The organism is Micromonospora sp. SL1-18 (assembly GCF_047921505.1).
In the GTDB taxonomy this organism is placed as follows: domain Bacteria; phylum Actinomycetota; class Actinomycetes; order Mycobacteriales; family Micromonosporaceae; genus Micromonospora.
In genome coordinates, this window is sequence record NZ_JBLROA010000010.1 from 98,390 (window position 1) to 117,587 (window position 19,198).

General features: G+C 73.6%; 21 protein-coding genes. 8 read left to right on the plus strand and 13 right to left on the minus strand.

The window, feature by feature from the left end:
- Positions 1 to 15 precede the first annotated feature (15 nt).
- A complete protein-coding gene (locus ACNAW0_RS06890; protein ID WP_416286874.1) occupies positions 16 to 366 on the minus strand; it encodes a DUF3099 domain-containing protein in 351 nt (116 codons plus the stop codon).
- Positions 367 to 472: 106 nt separating this feature from the next.
- Here ACNAW0_RS06890 and ACNAW0_RS06895 point away from each other — a divergent pair, with 106 nt between their 5' ends.
- On the plus strand, positions 473 to 784 hold the full coding sequence (locus ACNAW0_RS06895; RefSeq protein ID WP_231934773.1) for a hypothetical protein: 312 nt from the start codon (positions 473 to 475) through the stop codon (positions 782 to 784).
- Positions 774 to 1,085, plus strand: a complete 312-nt coding sequence (locus ACNAW0_RS06900) for a hypothetical protein (RefSeq protein WP_416286875.1) — start codon at positions 774 to 776, stop codon at positions 1,083 to 1,085. The genes ACNAW0_RS06895 and ACNAW0_RS06900 overlap by 11 nt, the downstream gene beginning before the upstream one ends.
- A 92-nt stretch (positions 1,086 to 1,177) precedes the next feature.
- Here ACNAW0_RS06900 and ACNAW0_RS06905 read toward each other — a convergent pair whose 3' ends face one another.
- On the minus strand, positions 1,178 to 1,753 hold the full coding sequence (locus ACNAW0_RS06905; protein WP_416286876.1) for an HhH-GPD-type base excision DNA repair protein: 576 nt from the start codon (positions 1,751 to 1,753) through the stop codon (positions 1,178 to 1,180).
- Between the two features lie 103 nt (positions 1,754 to 1,856).
- Complete coding sequence (locus tag ACNAW0_RS06910) at positions 1,857 to 3,074, minus strand: S8 family serine peptidase (protein ID WP_416286877.1); 1,218 nt, start codon at positions 3,072 to 3,074, stop codon at positions 1,857 to 1,859.
- Between the two features lie 185 nt (positions 3,075 to 3,259).
- Between ACNAW0_RS06910 and ACNAW0_RS06915 the strand changes: the two genes are divergently transcribed.
- Both ACNAW0_RS06915 and dtd read left to right on the plus strand, forming a co-directional pair.
- A complete protein-coding gene (locus tag ACNAW0_RS06915; RefSeq protein ID WP_416286878.1) occupies positions 3,260 to 4,744 on the plus strand; it encodes a methyltransferase in 1,485 nt (494 codons plus the stop codon).
- Positions 4,744 to 5,166 carry a D-aminoacyl-tRNA deacylase gene (dtd, locus tag ACNAW0_RS06920; protein ID WP_416286879.1) on the plus strand — a complete coding sequence of 141 codons (423 nt, stop codon included), beginning with the start codon at positions 4,744 to 4,746 and terminating at the stop codon, positions 5,164 to 5,166. The genes ACNAW0_RS06915 and dtd overlap by 1 nt, the downstream gene beginning before the upstream one ends.
- 9 nt (positions 5,167 to 5,175) lie before the next feature.
- On the opposite strand, the gene ACNAW0_RS06925 is transcribed toward dtd, so the two are convergent.
- Positions 5,176 to 5,961, minus strand: a complete 786-nt coding sequence (locus tag ACNAW0_RS06925; RefSeq protein ID WP_416286880.1) for a sporulation protein — start codon at positions 5,959 to 5,961, stop codon at positions 5,176 to 5,178.
- 221 nt (positions 5,962 to 6,182) lie between these two features.
- On the opposite strand from ACNAW0_RS06925, the gene sigB reads away from it, so the two are divergent.
- On the plus strand, positions 6,183 to 7,220 hold the full coding sequence (sigB, locus tag ACNAW0_RS06930) for an RNA polymerase sigma factor SigB (RefSeq protein ID WP_416286881.1): 1,038 nt from the start codon (positions 6,183 to 6,185) through the stop codon (positions 7,218 to 7,220).
- Positions 7,221 to 7,302: 82 nt separating this feature from the next.
- On the opposite strand, the gene ACNAW0_RS06935 is transcribed toward sigB, so the two are convergent.
- Genes ACNAW0_RS06935 through ACNAW0_RS06945 form a run of 3 tightly spaced genes read right to left on the minus strand, consistent with a single transcriptional unit; the run spans position 7,303 to position 11,973 of the window.
- Positions 7,303 to 9,861, minus strand: a complete 2,559-nt coding sequence (locus ACNAW0_RS06935; RefSeq protein WP_416286882.1) for a GNAT family N-acetyltransferase — start codon at positions 9,859 to 9,861, stop codon at positions 7,303 to 7,305.
- A gap of 24 nt (positions 9,862 to 9,885) precedes the next feature.
- Positions 9,886 to 11,067, minus strand: coding sequence for an acetoin utilization protein AcuC (locus tag ACNAW0_RS06940; protein WP_416286883.1), 1,182 nt, complete (start codon positions 11,065 to 11,067; stop codon positions 9,886 to 9,888).
- A gap of 48 nt (positions 11,068 to 11,115) precedes the next feature.
- The gene (locus ACNAW0_RS06945) at positions 11,116 to 11,973 is read right to left on the minus strand and encodes a sulfurtransferase (RefSeq protein WP_416286884.1); all 858 of its coding nucleotides are present in this window, start codon (positions 11,971 to 11,973) and stop codon (positions 11,116 to 11,118) included.
- Positions 11,974 to 12,072: 99 nt separating this feature from the next.
- Between ACNAW0_RS06945 and ACNAW0_RS06950 the strand changes: the two genes are divergently transcribed.
- Entirely contained in the window at positions 12,073 to 12,759 is a 687-nt protein-coding gene (locus ACNAW0_RS06950; RefSeq protein WP_416286885.1) for a metal-dependent transcriptional regulator, read from the plus strand.
- A gap of 72 nt (positions 12,760 to 12,831) precedes the next feature.
- Here ACNAW0_RS06950 and ACNAW0_RS06955 read toward each other — a convergent pair whose 3' ends face one another.
- The 4 genes from ACNAW0_RS06955 to ACNAW0_RS06970 all read right to left on the minus strand — a co-directional run bounded on the left by ACNAW0_RS06955 (position 12,832) and on the right by ACNAW0_RS06970 (position 15,483).
- A complete protein-coding gene (locus ACNAW0_RS06955) occupies positions 12,832 to 13,386 on the minus strand; it encodes a hypothetical protein (protein WP_416286886.1) in 555 nt (184 codons plus the stop codon).
- 78 nt (positions 13,387 to 13,464) lie between these two features.
- Positions 13,465 to 13,710, minus strand: coding sequence for a DUF5522 domain-containing protein (locus ACNAW0_RS06960; RefSeq protein ID WP_416286887.1), 246 nt, complete (start codon positions 13,708 to 13,710; stop codon positions 13,465 to 13,467).
- Positions 13,711 to 13,855: 145 nt separating this feature from the next.
- On the minus strand, positions 13,856 to 14,833 hold the full coding sequence (locus ACNAW0_RS06965; protein WP_416286888.1) for an asparaginase: 978 nt from the start codon (positions 14,831 to 14,833) through the stop codon (positions 13,856 to 13,858).
- Entirely contained in the window at positions 14,830 to 15,483 is a 654-nt protein-coding gene (locus ACNAW0_RS06970) for a class I SAM-dependent DNA methyltransferase (RefSeq protein ID WP_416286889.1), read from the minus strand. Before ACNAW0_RS06970 ends, ACNAW0_RS06965 begins: the two co-directional genes overlap by 4 nt.
- Before the next feature lie 278 nt (positions 15,484 to 15,761).
- Here ACNAW0_RS06970 and ACNAW0_RS06975 point away from each other — a divergent pair, with 278 nt between their 5' ends.
- Together ACNAW0_RS06975 and ACNAW0_RS06980 are read left to right on the plus strand one after the other, a co-directional pair.
- Positions 15,762 to 16,103 (plus strand): YciI family protein, encoded by a 342-nt coding sequence (locus ACNAW0_RS06975; protein ID WP_416286890.1) that lies wholly within the window; start codon positions 15,762 to 15,764, stop codon positions 16,101 to 16,103.
- Between the two features lie 65 nt (positions 16,104 to 16,168).
- A complete protein-coding gene (locus ACNAW0_RS06980) occupies positions 16,169 to 17,374 on the plus strand; it encodes an RNA polymerase sigma factor (protein ID WP_416286920.1) in 1,206 nt (401 codons plus the stop codon).
- A gap of 106 nt (positions 17,375 to 17,480) precedes the next feature.
- On the opposite strand, the gene ACNAW0_RS06985 is transcribed toward ACNAW0_RS06980, so the two are convergent.
- Positions 17,481 to 18,416 (minus strand): DUF2332 domain-containing protein, encoded by a 936-nt coding sequence (locus ACNAW0_RS06985; RefSeq protein ID WP_416286891.1) that lies wholly within the window; start codon positions 18,414 to 18,416, stop codon positions 17,481 to 17,483.
- Positions 18,413 to 19,141, minus strand: coding sequence for a nucleotidyltransferase domain-containing protein (locus tag ACNAW0_RS06990; protein ID WP_416286892.1), 729 nt, complete (start codon positions 19,139 to 19,141; stop codon positions 18,413 to 18,415). The genes ACNAW0_RS06985 and ACNAW0_RS06990 overlap by 4 nt, the downstream gene beginning before the upstream one ends.
- Positions 19,142 to 19,198: the final 57 nt, after the last annotated feature.

A 19,198-nucleotide genomic window follows, 5' to 3' on the forward strand; every position in this document is an offset into this window, starting at 1 on the left:
GGGCACCCGGACCGGTCAGGGTTCGGCGTCGATGACCTTGTGGGGGTGCTCCTCGGCCGGGAGTGCCATCGGCGGGGTCTCAGGGCGACGGTGGAGCTTGTTGGCGAGGCGATGCTGTTCCTTCGGCGGACGGTCGTTGGCCAGCAGCACCGCCAGCCACGGGATGAACACCATCCCGATGCCGCACAGCGGCAGCCAGAGCCAGAGCAGGGGTGCCTTCGCGCCGACCAGGATCGCACCGACCACCAGGCACGCGACTCGGATGCCCATCATCAGCACGTAGCGCTTCTGCCGGCTGTTGAGCTGGTCGTCCTGGCTGCGCGAGGCGTCGGTGATCAGGATGGGCTGGTACGCCTGATGCTTCACCACGGACCTCCTCGAGGGGATTACTCCTCATCCTGTCACCCGCAGCCGTTGATCGACTAAATTCGCCGCGACCTGGCGCGTGTTACGCACGTGGTACGCTCCGCCCGTGGGCAACCGGTTCAGCTTCACCGACGAGGCGTTGGCCAACCTGCGGGTCTACGACGTCACGCCCGGGGAAGTCTGGGAGGCCCTGCACAGCACGCGACGGGTCATCCGGCACCTCGGGGACGACGTCATGGTGGTCTACGCGACCGACCACCGGGGACGACGCCTCGCCGTGCTGCTGGCCGAGGCCGACGGCACCGACAACGACTGGGACATCCTCTCCGCCCGCGAACTGAGCGACGTCGAGGCCAAGCGCTACGACGAGGCGGTGCGGAGATCACGCCGACGAGGAGGCGGTCACGATGCACCGTAACGAGGCGACCAAGCGGTTCCACGACAGCGGCGACGCGCTCGCCGACCTGATCGACGAGAGCCAGCCGGCGGAGTTGCCCGCCCCCGACACCGACGTGCCGATGGTCAGCCGCTCGGTACGCCTGCCGCTGGAGACGTACGAACGGGTCCGGGCCGCCGCCGAGGCGCGCGGCATCGGGGTGACCACGCTGATGCGGCAGTGGATCGAGGCCGGGTTGGCCGAACTGGACGACTCGGCGACGGTCTCCCTCGCCGACGTGCGCCGGGCGCTGGCCGCGCTGTCCCGCCCCACCGCCGCCTGAGCGCCGCCGGCCGCAGACCCATCGCGGCCGCAGACCGGCCAGGCCCACCGCCGCCTGAGCGCGCCCGGGGCGGCGGTCAGGCCTTCGCGGCGTCAGCCCTTCGCGGCCTTCGCCTCCGCCTTCATCCGCTGCTTGTACTCCCGGACCCGGCGCAGCGACTCGAGGTCGGTGACGTCCGCGACCGAGCGGTACGCCTCGGCGTCGCCGTACCCGCCGGCGGCCTCCCGCCAGCCGTCCGGGGTGATGCCGAACCGCTTGCCGAGCAGGGCGACGAAGATCTGCGCCTTCTGCTTGCCGAAGCCGGGCAGCTCACCGACCCGGCGTAGCAGCTCGCGCCCGTCCGTGACATCGGACCAGAGCCCGGCCGGGTCGCCGTCGTACCGCTCGGCCAGGACCCGGCACACCTCCTGGACCCGGGCCGCCATGGCCTTGGGGAACCGGTGCAGGGCCGGTGGCTGGGCGAAGAGCTCGACCAGGCCTTCCGGGGCGTACCCGGCCAGTTCCCGGGCGTCCGGCTCGTGGCCGAGCCGCTGGGTGAGGACGTACGGCGAGGAGAAGGCCTTCTCCATCGGCACCTGCTGGTCGAGCACCATGCCGAGCAGCAGCGCCAGCGGGCTGCGGGCCAGCAGCGCGTTGGCCTCGGGGTCGATGGGCAGGGAGAGCGTCATGTCCCCATCCTGCCGGTCGGGCTGTCGCCCGCCACGCCGACTCCCCGCACGACGCGACGCGGCCCGGTGGACGGATCCACCGGGCCGCGTACGGGGCGGGTCGTCAGTTGACGACGAAGAGCAGCCGGTTCGGCGAGCCGGTGCCGGGGCTGGTCACCTTGCCGGTGGTGGCGTTGGTGGTGAGGTAGCTGGCCACCTGCGACGGGGTGTAGGACGGGTAGGTGCCGAGCACGAGCGCCGCCGCGCCGGTCACGTGCGGCGTGGCCATCGAGGTGCCGCTGATCGTGTTCGTGGCGGTGTCGCCGGTGCTCCAGTCCGAGGTGATCGACGAGCCGGGCGCGAAGATGTCCAGGCAGGTGCCGTAGTTGGAGTACGAGGCACGGGCGTCGGTGCTGGTGGTGGCGCCGACGGTGATCGCGGAGGCGACCCGGGCCGGGGAGTAGTTGCAGGCGTTCGCGTTGTCGTTGCCGCCCGCGATGGCGTACGTGACCCCGGAGCTGATCGATTTGGCCACCGCGTTGTCGAGGGTGGTGCTGGCGCCGCCGCCGAGGCTCATGTTGGCCACGGCCGGCTTGACCGCGTTCGCGGTGACCCAGTTGACGCCGGAGACGACCCCGGTGGTGGTGCCGCTGCCGGCGCAGTTGAGCACCTTGACCGCGATCAGGCGTACGCCCTTGGCCACGCCGTACTTCGCGCCGCCGACCGTGCCGGCGACGTGCGTGCCGTGGCCGTTGCAGTCGGTGTTGTTGCTGTCCACGGTGTTGGTGCCCCAGCTCGCCCGGCCACCGAAGTCGCTGTGCGTGATCCGGATGCCGGTGTCGATGATGTACGCCCGCACGTTGCTGGCCGTGTTCGGGTAGGTGTAGCTGCCGTTCAGCGGCAGGTTGCGCTGGTCGATCCGGTCCAGCCCCCACGTCGCGCCGGTCTGGGTGGCCTGGGTGGTCACCACCCGGTCCTGCTCGACGTACGCGACGGCCGGGTCGGCGGCGAGCCGGCGGGCCTGCCCCTCGCTCATCTTCGCGCTGTAGCCGGTCAGCGCGGCGCTCCAGGCCGTGCCGACCGCGCCGCCGTAGCGCTTGGCGAGGCCGGCGGCGCGCCCCGGGACCGCCGTGCGGGCCGCGAGGCTGTTGGCGGAACCCACGGCGTCGCTCTTGAGTACCACGAGGTAGCTGCCGCTGATGGCGTCGGGAGAGGAGGCGTAGCGGATGTCGCCGGTGGGGGCGGCGAGGGCGGGGGTGGAGGCGGCGGCGGACAGGGCCGCGGCGGTTGCCGCGATGGCGAGCGCGCGCAGCGCGCGCCGGTTCACGGACACGTCGGACATTCTCTGGCTCCCTACCGGGTACGCCCGGGCTCGTGGCCGCCCGGGGCACCCATCGGCGAATGTTGGGGGAGATGGTAACCAGAGATCGAAGATGATGAAAGGGATCGCGACGGGTGGATGAAGGTCACGGTATGGAAGTCGTGGGTGTCGGCCGATCGCCGGCCCCGGGAAGGCAGGATGGCGACGTGGATCGTCAAGACATGCTGCTCTCCCCCGCCGGCGTCGACGCCCTGCGGGCCGCGCTGGCCAAGGCGCGCTTCACCGCCAACGGCATCGCCGACCGGCTCGGTTCGCAGGCCACCGGCGGGGTGGCCCGCAACGACTTCCGCGCCGCGCTGCGGGCCACCGAGGAACGCGACCCGCTCGCCACGCTGATCCGGGTCTTCATCTGCGACCAGACCGAGCCGGAGACGGCGGTGGCCATTGCGCTCGCCCCGCTGACGGTCGAGGAGGCCGTCGCCGGCGGGATCGTCGAACGGTACGGCGACGGGCTGCGCGCCGGGGTCGACCTCGAGCCGTACGGCGACGAGTGGTGGGTGCTCGCCGACGTGCCGGCCAGCGCCCGGCCCGGGAAGCCGCTGCACGCCGAGCACGTGCTCGGCATCGGTGGGGCCACCCAGACGCTGATCGGCGCCACCGTCCGCCGCCCGGTGGAGACCGCGCTGGACCTGGGCACCGGCTCCGGCGTACAGGCCCTGCACCTGTCCACCCACGCCCGGCGGGTGACCGCGACTGACGTCTCGGAGCGGGCGCTGCGCTTCGCGGCCACCACCGCCGCGCTCAACGGGCAGGACTGGGAGCTGCTCCGCGGCGACATGGTGGCCCCGGTCGCCGGGCGCCGCTTCGACCTGGTGGTCAGCAACCCGCCGTTCGTGGTCGGCCCCGGCACCACCACGCACGTCTACCGGGACTCGGGCCGGGTCGGCGACGCGATCGGCGCCGAGCTGGCCGCCGCCGCCCCGCACCTGCTCACCGAGGGCGGCACGATGCAGTACCTGGCCAACTGGGTGCACGTCACCGGCGAGGAGTGGGACGAACGGGTGGCCGGCTGGTTCGCCGGCACCGGGCTGGACGCCTGGGTGATCCAGCGCGAGGTGGCCGACCCGATGGCGTACGTCAACCTGTGGCTGACCGACGTCGGCGAGGCGGCCGACCCGCAGCGGATGGCTGCCTGGCTGGACTGGTTCGACGCGCACAAGGTGGAGGCGATCGGCTTCGGCATCGTCTCGCTGCGCCGGTCCGGCCACGACCAGCCGGTCGTCCGAGTCGAGGACCTGCGCCAGCGGGTGGAGCCGCCGATGGGCGACCGGATCGCCGCGTGGTTCGACCGGCAGGACTGGCTGCGGTCCCGTGACACCGACGGGCTGCTCGCCGCGCGTTACCGGGCCGCCGAGGGCCTCCAACTGCGGCAGGAGGCGACCATGGGCGACGAGGGCTGGGCGGTGGACCGGCAGGTCCTCGCCATGCCGCGCGGGCTGCGCTGGACGGAGGAGATCGACCCGCTGGTGCTCGCCCTGGTCGGCGGCGCGGACGGCCGGCTGCCGCTGCGCGACCAGCTCGCCCTGCTCGCCGCCGCGCACGACGTCACCCCGGACGAGCTGGCCGAGGCGGCCGGCCCGATCGTGGCGCACCTGGTCGAGCGGGGCATCGTCGAACCGGTGGCGGACTGATGCGGGCGGTGGTGCAGACGGTCAGCCGGGCCAGCGTGACCGTCGACGGTGAGGTGGTCGGCGAGATCGGAAACGGTCTGCTGGTGCTGCTCGGGGTGGCCCACGCCGACACCCCGCAGGTCGCGGCCACCATGGCCCGCAAGATCCACGAGCTGCGCATCCTGGACGACGAGAAGAGCGCCGCCGACACCGGGGCGCCGATCCTGGTGGTCAGCCAGTTCACCCTCTACGGCGACGCCCGCAAGGGTCGGCGCCCGAGCTGGACCGCCGCGGCCCCCGCCGAGCAGGCCGAACCCCTGGTCACCGCGGTGGTCGACGAACTGCGCGCCCGCGGCGCGATGGTCGAGACCGGCCGCTTCCGCACCCACATGCTGGTCGAGAGCGTCAACGTGGGCCCCCGCACCCTCCTCCTCGACCTCTGATGCCCCCGGTCAGGAGAAGAGGCCGCGGCGGTGGAGGGACTGGCGGAGCCAGGCGTCGAGCTGGGCGGGCCAGTCGGTACGGTCCACCGTCGCGTGGTCGACGGTGAAGCGGCCGAAGGCCTCGCCCGCCGAGAACCGGCCACCCCGCTTGTCAACCTCCAGCACCACCTGCATCCGGTGCGGGCCGGTCACGAAGATGACCGCCAGCTGGTTGATCACGCCGGCGTACCGCGGTGCTGGAAGGAACTCGATCTCCTGATAGAACGGCAGCGTCTGGTGCACGCCGTAGAGGTGCCCGCGTTCGACGTCGGCCCGGGCGAACCGGAAACCCAGCCGCAGCAGCGCCTCCAGCAGCCGCTCCTGGGCGGGCAGCGGGTGCACCGCCACCGGATCCAGGTCGCCCTGGTCGACCGCCCGGGCCACCTCCAGCTCGGTACGCAGCCCGATCGTCATGCCGCGCAGGGGCTGGCCGTACAGGTCGGTCAGCGGGGTCTCCCACGGCAGCTCGAACCGGAACGGCGCGTCGTACCGCTGCCCCGGGTCCAGCCGGAACGTGCCCGTCACCCGCCGACGGCCGAACTCCTGCGTGGTGTCGTACGCCGAGTCGCCGCTCTCCACCTCGACCCTGGTGACCAGGCCGAGCGCGACGTGGGTGAGCTCCACCGGGTGGTCCCCACCGACCACCTGGACGCGGCCCTCCAGGTGGCCACCGGGGCGGCAGTCGGGGTTGACGAGCACCGTCTCCACGGACGGACCGTCCACCCCCATCGCCTGCCTGAGCCGCTTGAAGGCCACCACGTCCTCCGATCGCCTGAGCTGGGCGAACCCGGCTGGCCGCCGCTGGCACGGTAACCGGGTCCGGCACGCGATACCGGAGATTCCGCACGGATTGCTGTCGGTTCCCCGATCGCCTCACTCCCGTTTCACGCCCCGACCGCCAAGCTGTTCTCACCGGCACCGCTGCGGCACGCCACCGGGACCGGTAAGCGGCACCAAGGACACGGGGAGACACTGACATGGCCCTGCAGATGATCGAGCACCAGACCCGCCCGGCTGCCACCATCGACACCGAGCTCGGCACCGATAACCCGACCGACCAGGACGCTGCCCTGACCGACCTGGACGCCACCGACGAGCGCGGCGTCTCCACCGACCTGGTCCGGGCGTACCTGAACGGCATTGGCCGCACCAAGCTGCTCACCGCCGAACAGGAGGTCGAGCTGAGCAAGCGGATCGAGGCCGGCCTGTTCGCCGAGGAGAAGCTCTCCACCTGCACCCCGGTCTCCGCCGAGCTGCGCGCCGACCTGGAGCTGATCGTGGCCGAGGGCCACGCTGCCAAGAACCACCTGCTGGAGGCCAACCTGCGGCTGGTGGTGAGCATCGCCAAGCGCTACACCGGTCGCGGGATGGCCTTCCTCGACCTGATCCAGGAGGGCAACCTCGGCCTGATCCGCGCGGTCGAGAAGTTCGACTACACCAAGGGCTACAAGTTCTCCACCTACGCCACCTGGTGGATCCGCCAGGCCATCACCCGAGCCATGGCCGACCAGGCCCGCACCATCCGCATCCCGGTGCACATGGTCGAGCAGGTCAACCGGATGGTCCGGGTCCGCCGGGAGCTGTCCGTCGCGCTGGGCCGGGAGCCGACCGTGGCCGAGGTGGCCAAGGCGCTGGAAATCCCCGACTACCAGGTCATCGAGCTGATCTCGTACGACCGGGAGCCGGTGAGCCTGGACCAGGCGGTCGGTGACGACGGGGAGAGCGCGCTCGGTGACTTCGTCGCCGCGGTGGACCCGCGCGAGGAGCCGGGCGACGCCGCCGCCAACGGCGAGCTGCGCAACGAGGTACGCATCGTGCTGGCCACCCTGTCCCAGCGGGAGCAGGCGGTGATCCGGCTCCGGTTCGGCCTGGACGACGGCCGGCAGCGCACCCTCGACGAGGTGGGCCGCGAGTTCGGCCTGTCCCGGGAGCGCATCCGGCAGATCGAGAAGGTGACGCTGCTGAAGCTGCGCGCCCCGGAGCGGGCCAACCGCCTGGAGGCGTACGCCTGCTGAGCGGGACGGCATCGGAACGGCCACGGCTGAGGTGTTAAGAGGGGGCCCCTGCTCTACCGGAGGCGTTAACAGGGACCCCTCCTTACAGCCGGCGGGGGCCGGTGTCCGGGCGGGGTGCCTCGAGGCCGGCGCGGACGGTGGCGTGCAGGACGGAGATGCCGTCCGGGCGGGCCAGCACCGGGTTGAGGGTGAGCGAGCGGACCCGGGGCTGCTCGTCGGCGAGCCGCCCGACCCGCAGCAGCAGGTCGACCAGGGCCGCCCGATCCACCGGCACGGCCCCCCGGTGGCCGCGCAGCAGCGGCGTGGCCCGGGGCTCGTCGACCAGCTCGGCGGCGTCCCGGTCGGTCAGCGGCACCGCCCGCCAGGCCCGGTCGCCGAGCAGCTCGGTCGCCACCCCGCCCAGCCCGAAGCCGACCACGGGCCCGAACGCCGGGTCCTCCACCAGCTCCACCACGCAGGCCACGCCGGGCGGGAGCATCGGCTGGACCAGGACGTCCGTGCCGAAGACCGGGGCCATCTCGACGTACGCGCGGCGCAGCGCGGCCGGGTCGGTCAGGTCGAGCCGGACCGCACCGAGGTCGAGCCGGTGCCGCAGCCCGGACGCGGCGGCCTTGAGGGCGACCGGCCAGCCGAGCTTTTCGGCCGCCGCCACCGCCTCGTCGGCCGAGCGCGCCGGCGCCGACTCCACCACGTCGATCCCGTACGCCCGCAGCAGCCCCGCCGGATCCGCGCCGTCGGCCCGCAGCGCGGCCTGCCCGGCGGCCCGGTCCATCCGGTCCAGCTCGGGCAGCACCCCGGGCGGGCGGCGCAGCCAGTCGGCGTACGTGGTGACCCGGGCGAGCGCCCGCACCGCCTCCTCCACGCTCGGGTACGCCGGCACTCCGGCGGGCACCCGGCCGGCGAGGAAGGTCGCCACCACCGGCTTGCCGACGGTCGCCGCGTCGGGCAGGGCGGCGGTGAAGTCGGCCTCCGGATCGGTGAGCTGGCCGGGCAGCGGTGGTGCGAAGACGGCCACCACGGCGTCGACCCGTTCGTCGACGGCGGAGGCGGCGAGCGCGGCGGCGTACTCGGCGGCGCCGGCCCGGGGGCCGACGTCGTGCGGGTAGCCGTCGGCGACGGTGAGGCCCTGGGCGGCGCAGGCGGTGGCCGCCAGCCCGGCCAGCGCCGACGAGTTGCCGACCACGGCGACCCGGCGGCCGGCCGGCAACGGCTGGTGGGCCAGGAGCACGCCCACGTCGAGCAGCTCGGAGACGGTGTCCACCCGGATCACCCCGGACTGGGCGAAGAGCGCGCTGACCGCGGCGGCGTCCAGGGCCGTGCCCCCGTCCCCGACGCCCGGCGGGCGGGCCAGCGTGGCGAGTGCGACGATCGGCTTGCGCCGGCCGATCCGCCGGGCCAGCCGGGCAAATTTGCGCGGGTTGCCGAAGGTCTCCAAATAAAGCGTGATGACGTCGGTGCCGGGGTCGTCCTGCCAGTACTGGAGCAGGTCGTTGCCGGAGACGTCGGCCCGGTTGCCGGCGGAGACGAAGCTGGACAGGCCCAGCCCGCGCCGGGACGCCTCGGCGAGCAGGGCCACCCCGAACGCGCCGGACTGGCTGAAGATGCCCACCCGGCCGGGGGCCGGCAGCACCGGGGCGAGGGTGGCGTTGAGGCGTACCGCCGGGTCCGTGTTGGCGATGCCCAGGCAGTTCGGGCCGACAACCCGCATGCCGGCCAGGTGGGCGGCGCGGACCAGGACGCGCTGGGCGGCCGCCCCCGCCGACCCCGACTCGGCGAAGCCGGCCGAGATCACCACCAGGCCGTGCGCGCCGGCCCGCGCTGCGTCGGCGACCACCTCGGCCGCCGCCTCCGGGGCCACCGCCACCACCGCCAGGTCGATGTCGAGCCCGGCGTCGGCCGCCGACGGGTACGCGGGCAGCCCGGCCACGGCCGCCGCCGTCGGGTGCACGGGGACGATCGCGCCGGTGAACCCGCCGTCGCGCAGGTGCCCGAGCAGGGCCGCGCCGACGCCCTGCCCGGTGGTGCTGGCCCCGTACACGGCGATGCCGCGCGGGGCGAGCAGCCGGGCGATCGAGCGGGCCTCGGTCCGGTGCTCCCGGCCGCGCTGCACCGCCAGGGTCGCCTCGGTGGGGGCGATCGGAAAGCTCAGGTGCACCACGCCGTCGGCGTACTGGCGCTGGACCTGGTAGCCGAAGTCGGAGAAGACCCGCAGCATCGCCCCGTTGGCCGGGAGTACCTCGGCGACGAAGTGCACGATGCCGAACCGGCGGGCGGCGTCGGCCAGGTGCTCCAGCAGCACCGAGCCGATCCCCCGGCCCTGGTACGCGTCCTCCACCACGAAGGCCACCTCGGCCTCCGGCGACCCGGGGCCGAGCCGCTCGTACCGGCCGACGGCGACGATCCGCTCGCCGGCCAGCACCACGAACGCCTCCCGGTCGCGGTGGTCGACGTTGACGAAGCGGTGCAGGTCCCGGTCCGGGATGCGCGGGTACGGCGAGAAGTAGCGCAGGTAGCGGGTGCGCTCGGAGAAGCGTGCGTGCATCGCCACGATCCCCGGCCCGTCGTCGGGCCGGATCTGTCGCAGCTGGACGGTCGTGCCGTCGCTGAGCAGCACGTCCACCGGTTGCTCGACGGTGGTCACCGGCCGGTCCTCCCCTACCGCCGGTCAGTCCCGCGGGTCGTGCGGGTCGAGCCCGAGCAGCGGGAAGACGGACCGGCGGGTGGCCGCGATCGCCCGGCCCACCGCGTCCGGCTCGCCGTTGGGCTGCCACGGCTCGTACGACGGTTCGACGTCGTCGGTCATCCGCAGCGGTACCTCGCGGCCGGGCCGCCGTATGGCCGCCAGCTCCCGCCAGGCGGGCGGGGTGAGCGTCGCCGGGTCGATCGGCTCGCCGGTGGCCACGGCGAGCAGGTGTGTCCAGGCCCGGGGCACCACCTCGACCAGCGCGTACCCGCCGCCGCCGAAGGCCACCCAGCGGCCGTCGCAGAGTTCGTCGGCGAGGGCCCGCAGCGCCAGGTAGGTGGCCCGCTGCCCGTCCACGGAGAGACGCAGGTCCGCGAGGGGGTCGAGTCGATGGCCGTCCGCCCCGCACTGGGTGACCAGCAGCTGCGGCCGGAACGCCCGGAGCACCGACGGCACGACGGCGTGGAAGGCGCGTTGCCAGCCAGCGTCGTCGATGCCCGGCGGCAGCGGCAGGTTGACTGCGCTGCCCTCGGCGCCCGGCCCGCCGGTCTCGTCGGGGAACCCGGTGCCGGGGAAGAGCGCGAGCGGGGTCTCGTGCAGGCTGACCGTGAGCACCCGGGGGTCGTGGTAGAAGGCCTCCTGCACGCCGTCGCCGTGGTGCACGTCCACGTCCACGTACGCGATCCGCTCCGCGCCCAGGTCGAGCAGGCGGGCGATGGCCACCGCGGGGTCGTTGTAGACGCAGAACCCGGCGGCCCGAGCCGGCATGGCGTGGTGCAGCCCGCCGGCCACGTTGACCGCCCGGCGGGCCTCGCCGCGCCACACCGCCTCGGCCGCGGCCACGCTCGCCCCGGCGACCAGGGCGCTCGCCTCGTGCATTCCCTCGAAGACGTGGTTGTCCGAGGTACCCAGCCCGAAGCCGGCGAAGAGCGGGTCGCGGGGGGCGGCCCGTACGGCGTCGAGGTAGCGCGGCTCGTGCACCCGGGTCAGCAGCTCGTCGTCGGCCGGTTCCGGCTTGACCAGCCGTACCCCGGGCCGGTCCAGCACGCCCAGCTCGCGGGCGAGCGCCATGGTCAACTCGACCCGGACCGGGTCGAGCGGATGATCAACCATGTCGTAGGCGAGCAGGGCCTCGTCCCACACCACCACCGTGTCGTCGGCCATTGGGCCATCGTCGCATGGGCGCCCGGCCCTGCTCAGGCCACGTGCTGCTCAGTGGCCGGGTGTCCCACCGGTGGCGACCGGACGGTCCGGGTCGGCCACCCAGTTGCTCCATGAGCCGACGTACAGGGCGGCGTCCGGCCGGCCGGCGAGGTGCAGCGCCAGGACCGCCTGGGCGGCGGTCACCCCGGAGCCGCAGTAGGCCCCGACCGGCGCGTCCTCGGCGACCCCGGCGTCGGCGAACCGCTGACGCAGCGCCTCCACGGTGGGGAAGCGGCCGTCGGTGACGTACTCCGGCGCGGGCAGGTTGACCGCTCCCGGCATGTGCCCGGCGACCGGGTCGATCGGCTCGGTCTCGCCCCGGTAGCGCGGGGCGGCCCGCACGTCGAGCAGCACCCCGGTGTCGGCGGCGGCCAGTCGGGCGGCCTCCCCCGCGTCGAGCACCGGCAGCTCACCAGGTGTGACGGTGACGTCCCCGGGCGGCGGGGTGGGCGCCTCGGTGGAGGCGGGCAGGCCGGCGGCGACCCAGGCGGGGAAGCCGCCGTGCAGCACCCGGACCGCGCGGTGGCCGGCCCAGCGCAGCGTCCACCAGGCCCGGGCGGCGGACATGCCGTCGCCGCCGTCGTACACCACGACGGGGTGACCGGCGCGTACCCCGGCGGCGCGCAGCGCGGACTGAAGCGCGGCGGGGTCGGGCAGCGGGTGCCGGCCGGCGGCGCCCGGCCGGCCGCAGAGCTCGGTGTCGAGGTCGACGAAGACGGCACCGGGCAGGTGGTTGGCGGTGTAGTCGCCCCGGCCGGGCGGCCCGGTGAGCCGCCAGCGGACGTCGAGCAGGGTGGGCGGGTCGGCGCGGTGGAGCTCGGTGGCGAGCTGGTCGGGCTCGACGAGCAGGTTGGCGGTTCCGGACATGCGGTCCAGTCAACACCATCCGGGCAGCGAACCCACGGTTCGCCGTCGGCCGGTCGTCGGGGGTCCGGGGTAGCATCGATCATCGGGAGGGCCTCTGACGTGAAACATGATCTTGTCGACACGACCGAGATGTACCTGCGCACCATCCTTGAGCTGGAGGAGGAGGGGGTGCCGCCGCTGCGTGCCCGGATCGCGGAGCGGCTGCGGCAGAGCGGTCCGACCGTCAGCCAGACCGTCGCCCGGATGGAGCGGGACGGCCTGCTCACCGTCGAGGGCGACCGGCACCTGTCGCTCACCTCGCGCGGGCGCGGCACGGCGGTTTCGGTCATGCGCAAGCACCGGCTGGCCGAGCTGCTGCTGGTGAACGTAATCGGGATGCCCTACGAGGAGGCCCACGACGAGGCCTGCCGGTGGGAGCACGTGATGAGCGACGCGGTGGAGAAGCGGGTCTACGACCTGCTCAACCGCCCCACCCGCTCGCCGTACGGCAACCCGATCCCGGGCCTTGAGGAGCTGGGCGAGCCCGGGCAGCCCGAGGCCGAGTCGCCGGAGACCGAGCGCAACCTGGCCTTCCCCGGCCTCACCGGCCCGGTGGTGGTGCGGCGGATCTGCGAGAGTGTGCAGACCGACGCGGACGTGCTGCGGCAGCTGCATGCGGCGGGCGTCGACCCGGGTGCCACGGTGACCGTGGCGCAGGAGCGTGACGGGGTCTCGATCGACCGCTCCGGCGACCGCATCCGGCTACCCCGCGAGGTGGCCTCCCGGGTGTTCGTCGCGGCCCACTGACCCGCCGATCAGGATCTTCGCCGCGCCCGCGAGCGGCCATCGGCCGTCGCGGGCTTTGCCTGACCCCGCCGGTCACAGCTGGCGGGTGTCCACCGCCTTGGCCAGGTTGACCAGCTTGCCGGTCATCTTCTCGGCCTCCGCCGGGTCCGTCCCGAGTGGGCAGGTCCAGCGGAGGGTGGCCAGGCGCCCCTCGGTGGCGAGCCACCCCACCTCGGCCCCCGGGCCGACCTTGCCCTTCTTCGGCAGCTTCTGCCGGTAGGCGATCTCGCCCAGCTTGCTGACCTTCGTCGCGCCCCTGGGCAGCACATCCTGGGTGAAACCCGACTTGTCGATCGACGTTTCGGTGACGGTGAGCGTCAGCTCCGGCAGGAGGGCGGTCTCGGCGCGGAGCACGCAGGTGTGGGTGTTGCCCCGCTCCACGGCGGCGGCCACGTCGAACCTCGCCCCGGTGTGCTCGGCGATCACTTCGAAGTCGAGCAGCCGGCAGGCGCCACCCGAGGATGCCGCCGCCACCTCCACCGGCCGCGGTGCCACGGAAGGCAACGCCACCGGGGTGGCCTCCGCGGCACAGCCGGCGGTCAGCAGTACGGCCGAAGCGGCCAGCCAGATCCGGGCCCGCACGTTCATCCCTCCACCCTCGACGGCGGCTCCCCCGCCGGATGTCCGTCGGACACCGTACGGGGTGCCCGCGTGGGAGGGAAGTCGTCAATCGTCCACGTACGGACAGTGCCGACAGCCTCGTCCGCAGCAGGTGCCCCGCCGGGCGAGGAATCCGGCGGTGAGCACGAAGAACCCGGTCTCCGGGTCGAGGTAGCCGGCCTCCCCGGCGGCCAGCGCCACCGCGTGGGCGGCCAGGATCCGCTCGCGGCGCGGGTGCTCGGGCGACAACCGGGACGGGTGCGGCTCGGTCAACGCCCGGTCCGCCAGGGGCAGCCGTCGCTCTTCACTCACCGCCCGAGTCTACGGAGACCGCCGCTGACACCCACCCGCCCGTCACCACACCAGGCGCGCAACATCCCGGGAGTTGCTGCCTCCTCACGCCAGGAAGCAGCAACTTCCCCGATGCTGTGCGGATCTTGGGCCCGGCGGCCCGGGCTCAGCCGTGCCGGGCGAAGGCCTCGGCGACCTCCGTGTGGTCGGCGCCGCCGGCCAGCAGGAGCCGGAGCAACACCTTCGCCTTGTACGGGTCGAGCAGCCCGCCGCAGACCAGCCCCCGCCGGAGCAGGTCGCGCTCCGAGCCGACCGCGCCGTACGTGTGGCGCAGCACCGACCCGGCGCCGGTACGCGAGGCGAGCACCACCGGCATCCGTTCGGCCAACGCGCCGAGTGCCGGGGCGAAGTCCGGCGGCACGTGCCCCACTCCGAAGCCGGCCACCACCAGCCCGTCGAGGTTCCGGGCGAGCGCGTCGAGCAGCGCCACGTCGTCGTCGAGGGTGACGGTGTGCAGCGCCACCTGGGTGGCGGCGAGCCGATCGGCGTCCACCGGCGACAGCGGGGCGCGCCGGGGCGGCCGGGCGAGCAGGCGTACCTCTCCCTCGATGACGTGGCCGAGCGGGCCGACGTTGGGTGAGGCGAAGGTGGCCGTACTGGTGCTGTGGGTCTTGCGGACGTGCCGCGCGGCATGGATCTCGTCGTTGAACGCGACCAGCACGCCGAGGTTGCGCGCGGCCGGCGCGGCGGCGACCCGGGCGGCGGCGAGCAGGTTGGCCGGGCCGTCCGGGCCGGCCAGGGTGGGGTTGCGCATCGCGCCGGTGAACACCAGCGGCGCCGCATGCGGCCAGACCAGGTCGGCCAGGAACGCGGTCTCCTCCAGGCTGTCGGTGCCCTGGGTGATGACCACGCCGGTCGCCCCGGCCGCCACCGCCGCGCCCGCCGCCGCCACGATGTCCAGGACCTGCCGGTACGTCAGGGCGGCGCTGGGCACCGCCTGCACGTCGTGGACGTCGAGCGGGACGTCGGCGAGCCCCGGTACGGCGGCGGTGAGTTCGGCTCCGGTGAGCCGGCTGACCACTCCCTGGCCGCTGGTCCCAGCCATGGCGATCGTGCCGCCGAGCGTGAACAGGGCGACGGTCATCGCTCCGCCCTCCCGTCCGACCGGGTGGCCAGGAGGAACGCCTGCGGTCCCCGCTCAGGGCCCTCCGCCTCGCGGACCAGCGTGGCGTGCACGGTCAGCCCCGCCTCGGTGAGCTGCGTAGCCAGCCGGTCGGGCGGCAGCCGGTACACGTCAAACGAGACCGTGTGGCCGTACGCCTGCTCGAGGCGGATTCGCTGGTCGCCGGCCTTGACCGCGAGCAGCAGGTACCCGCCGGGAGCGAGCACCCGGTGGAACTCGGCGAACACCTCGGGCAGCAGCTCGGGCGGCAGGTGGATGATCGAGTACCAGGCGACGAGCCCGGCCAGCCCGGCATCGGGCAGCGCCAGGGCGGTCATCGAGCCGACCTCGAAGCGCAGCTCCGGGTAGGCCCGGCGAGCCACCTCGACCATGCCCGGCGAGAGGTCGAAGCCGGCCACGTCCAGCCCGAGATCGCGCAGGTGGGCAGTGATCCGACCGGTGCCGCAGCCCACCTCCAGCACTGGTCGACCGGGCCCGACCTGCTCGGCGAACGCGGTCAGCATCCCCCGGTCGAGCGGGCCCTCCACCACCTCGGGGAGCAGTCGGGCATAGTCCACGGCAACCGTGTCGTACGCGGCACGGGTCTCGGCCACCCAGTTCGGTTCGGTCACGACCGGCAACCCTAATCGCCGGCCCGGCACCTCGTACGTACCGTCCACTGTTCGGCGGCGCGCTCGGCACCCGGCTCGGGCTGCGGCCCGCGCTGCTGGTCTGCGTTCTCGGCATGTGGAGCGCCGCCCTGTTCGTGGTCTGCTCGCCGCTGCGCCGGATGCTCGACCTCGCGCTCCCCTGACGGGGTGGGTAAAAATCTTTCCGGACCGCTGTCGAATCCGCCCGCACCCGTCCGTCGGTAAGGCAGAAGAGGGAACGACAACCTGAGGAGAGTCCCATGGCCCAGTACGCAGTCCTGATCTACTCGCCCGCGCCGGCCGACCCGATGGACATCACGCCCGACTACCTGGCGCTGCTGGACCGGTACCCGTCCCAGGTCGAGGAGTTGGGCGGCAAGATCATCACGGGATTCGCGCTGCAGCCCAGCACCACCGCCACGGCGATCCACGGCGACCTGGTCACCGACGGCCCGTTCATCGAGGCCAAGGAGGTCGTCGCCGGGTTCTTCATCCTGGAGGCGCCCGACCTGGACGTGGCCCTGAAGATCGCCAGGCTGAACCCGGCCACCATCGACGGCGGCGTCGAGGTCCGCCCGCTGTTCGAGCCCCCGGCCGAGTGAACGACGCCGGCACGGCCGCGGCAGAACGCGCCGTGGCGGACGCGCACCGTCGCGAGTGGGCCTTCGTGCTCGCCGCGACGGCGCGCGTCGCCGGCGACCTGGACGTGGCGGAGGAGTGCGTGCAGGACGCGTACCTGGCCGCGCTGGCCGCGTGGGCCCGGGACGGCGTACCCGACAAGCCCGGTGCCTGGCTGACCGCCACGGCGAAGCGCAAGGCCATCGACGTGCTGCGGCGGGAGAAGGTGTTCCGGTCGAAGATGCCCCTGCTCGTCGAACCGGTGGAGGCCGAGATGGCGGACGAGCCCGGCGAGGACGCGGTGCCCGACGACCGGCTGCGGCTGGTGTTCACCTGCTGCCATCCGGCGCTGGCCCGCGAGGCCCAGGTGGCGCTGACCCTGCGCCTGGTCTGCGGGGTGGCCACCGGCGACATCGCCCGCGCGTTCCTGGTCTCCGAGACCACGATGGCCGCCCGGGTCACCCGGGCCAAGAAGAAGATTGCTGCGGCGCGGATCCCGTACCGGGTCCCGGAGGCCGCCGAGCTGCCAGAGCGGCTGGACGCGGTGCTGACCGTGATCCACCTGCTCTACACGACCGGGCACACCGCCCCGTCCGGCACCGAACTGATCCGCACCGACCTGGTGGACCGGGCACTGCACCTGACCCGCATGCTGCTGGCCCTGATGCCCGACGAGCCGGAGGTCCGGGGCCTGCTCGCGCTGCTGCTGCTCACCGACGCCCGCCGGGCCACCCGCACCGATGCCGAGGGCCGGTTGCTCACGCTGGAGCAGCAGGACCGCTCGGCCTGGGACCGGGCCGCCATCGCCGAGGGCAACCAGCTGGTGCTCGGCGCGTTCCGTACCGGCCGAGTCGGCCGGTACGCCCTCCAGGCCGCCATCGCCTCGCTGCACGCCGTCGCGTCCAGCTACGCCGCGACCGACTGGCCGCAGATCGTCCGCCTCTACGACGAGCTGCTGAAACGCTGGCCGTCACCGGTCGTCGCGCTCAACCGGGCCGTGGCGGTGTCGATGGCCGACGGCCCCGCGGCCGCCCTGACCGAGGTCGATGGCGTGGCGCAGGACCCGCGGCTGGCGGGCTACCACTACCTCCCGGCGATCCGCGCCGACCTGCTACATCGCCTCAACCGCCCCGAGGAGGCGGCCACCGCCTACCAGGCCGCCCTGGCCCTGGTCGACAACGACGCCGAGCGCGCGTACCTCACCACCCGCCTCGCCTCCCTCACCCCCACCCAGCCCGGCTCAACGCCCGGTTGATCACGAAGTGGTTGCGCCCCGCTCCGGCGTATCGGCGCAACAACTTCATGATCGACGATGCGGGGGCGGGGCGAGGGGCTTCCGTCGGGCCCGGATGCCGGAGGCGCTACGCGAACCAGGTGATCGCCTGGCCGTGTCCGCGGGTCCAGGCGAGCGGCTTCTCGTCCAGCGCGAGCACGTTGAGATGTGCCCCGCTCGGCGGCTCCGGCAGCGCGTCGTGGCGCAGCACGTCCGGGGCCTCGTTCGCGATCCAGTGGCCGGGCAGCCCGCGTACCACCTCGGCGAACGCGTCCCGGCGGGGCGCCGGCACCTGGTACAGCACCGAGGTGTGGAACACCACCAGGGTCGCGCCGGCCGGCGCCTGCGCGGCCAGCGCCGGCAGGTCGTCCACCAGGTCACCGCGGACGAGCAGCGGCGGGTCGGCTGCGGCGATCGCCGCCGCGGCCCGCAACCGGGTACGGCGGTGGGTGTGCTCGGGCCAGATGAGCGCGTCCAGCCACGCCACATCCGTCGGGTCGGTCACGTCGAGCGGGTTCAAATCCAGGCCGGCCCGCCACACCACCTCTGGTCGGCGGGTAGGCGGCACCATCCCGGGGGCCACGCAGTCGAGGACCGGTTCGTCGGTGCCGAGCACGTGGTCCCCGTACCGGTAGGCGTACCGATCGGGGTAGAGGCACAGGCCGGCGGACGCGCCGACCTCCAGCAACGCGAGCGGCTGCGGCAGCGCGGCGAGCACCGGCAACAGTACGGCGCACCTGCCGGCCTCGTTCGTCTGCGTCGACCGGCTACGGATCTCCGCCTCGATCGCCGGCCAGTTCGCCAGGGTGTAGGCGCGGAAGGTGACCGGATCGTCGACCGCGCCACCGAGGAGGCGGACCACGGCAAACAGCAGGTTCGGCTGCCGCTTGGCGGGCGGGAGCGCCTCGATCAGGGCGAGCAGTTCGTCGTCGCGGGACACCGCGAGGGCCAGCCGCTCGTACGCGGGTGACACATCATGGGCCTCGCGGGCACCGAACCTCTCGTAGGTGGCGGCGGTGGTCAATTCCACTCCCTTCGTGCCCGGGCCACGGTCCGGCGGGCGTCCCGCCATGCGATCAGGGCGGTGCGGAGCCGGGGCGAGGAGACCGGCTCCCCTCGGCGCCGGGCGGCGAGCTGGTCGATCAGCCAGGCCGGTGCGTCGGCCTGCCGGATGGCTTCGGTCTTGGTGAGCAGTTCGCCGTTGCCGAGCGCGTAGCGTCCCCTGGCCATCGAGGTGAGGCCGAGGTCGGCGAGGACGGGATCCCACCACAGCCACGGACGCCGGGCGGCCCACGCCCAGTAGCCGGTCAGTTCCGCCCAGGCGGCCGCGCGCACGTCGTCGGGGCTCATCGGCGGGAAGACGTCGCCGGGCGCGGGGCCGAAGATCGCGTACCCGTGATGTACCAGCTCAGCCCTGGTGACGCCGGAGAGGATGCGCTGGACGAGCTGCTCGTGGGTCCAGGTCGGATGCCGCACCTGGACGTCGGGAATCGCCGCGGTGTCGACGTAGACGCAGCCGAGGTTCAGCCCTGAGCCGGTGCCGGCGTCGAGGCGACGGTGCAGATCGACGAGCGTGGCCTGCCGGGCCGCGTCGACCGGGCCGTCGACCAGGGCAACCAGGTCGAGGTCGCTGACCCCGGGGAGGTAGTCGCCGGTTGCGAGCGATCCCGCGACCTGAAGTCCGCTGACCCAGCCGAGCGCCGCGAGTTCCCTACCGAACTCCTCGACGACGGGCGGTGAGATCACCATGGCGGCAGTCTATGGACCTTCCGCGCCGCCACCCACGCGGCGGCTGTTGGCCAGGCC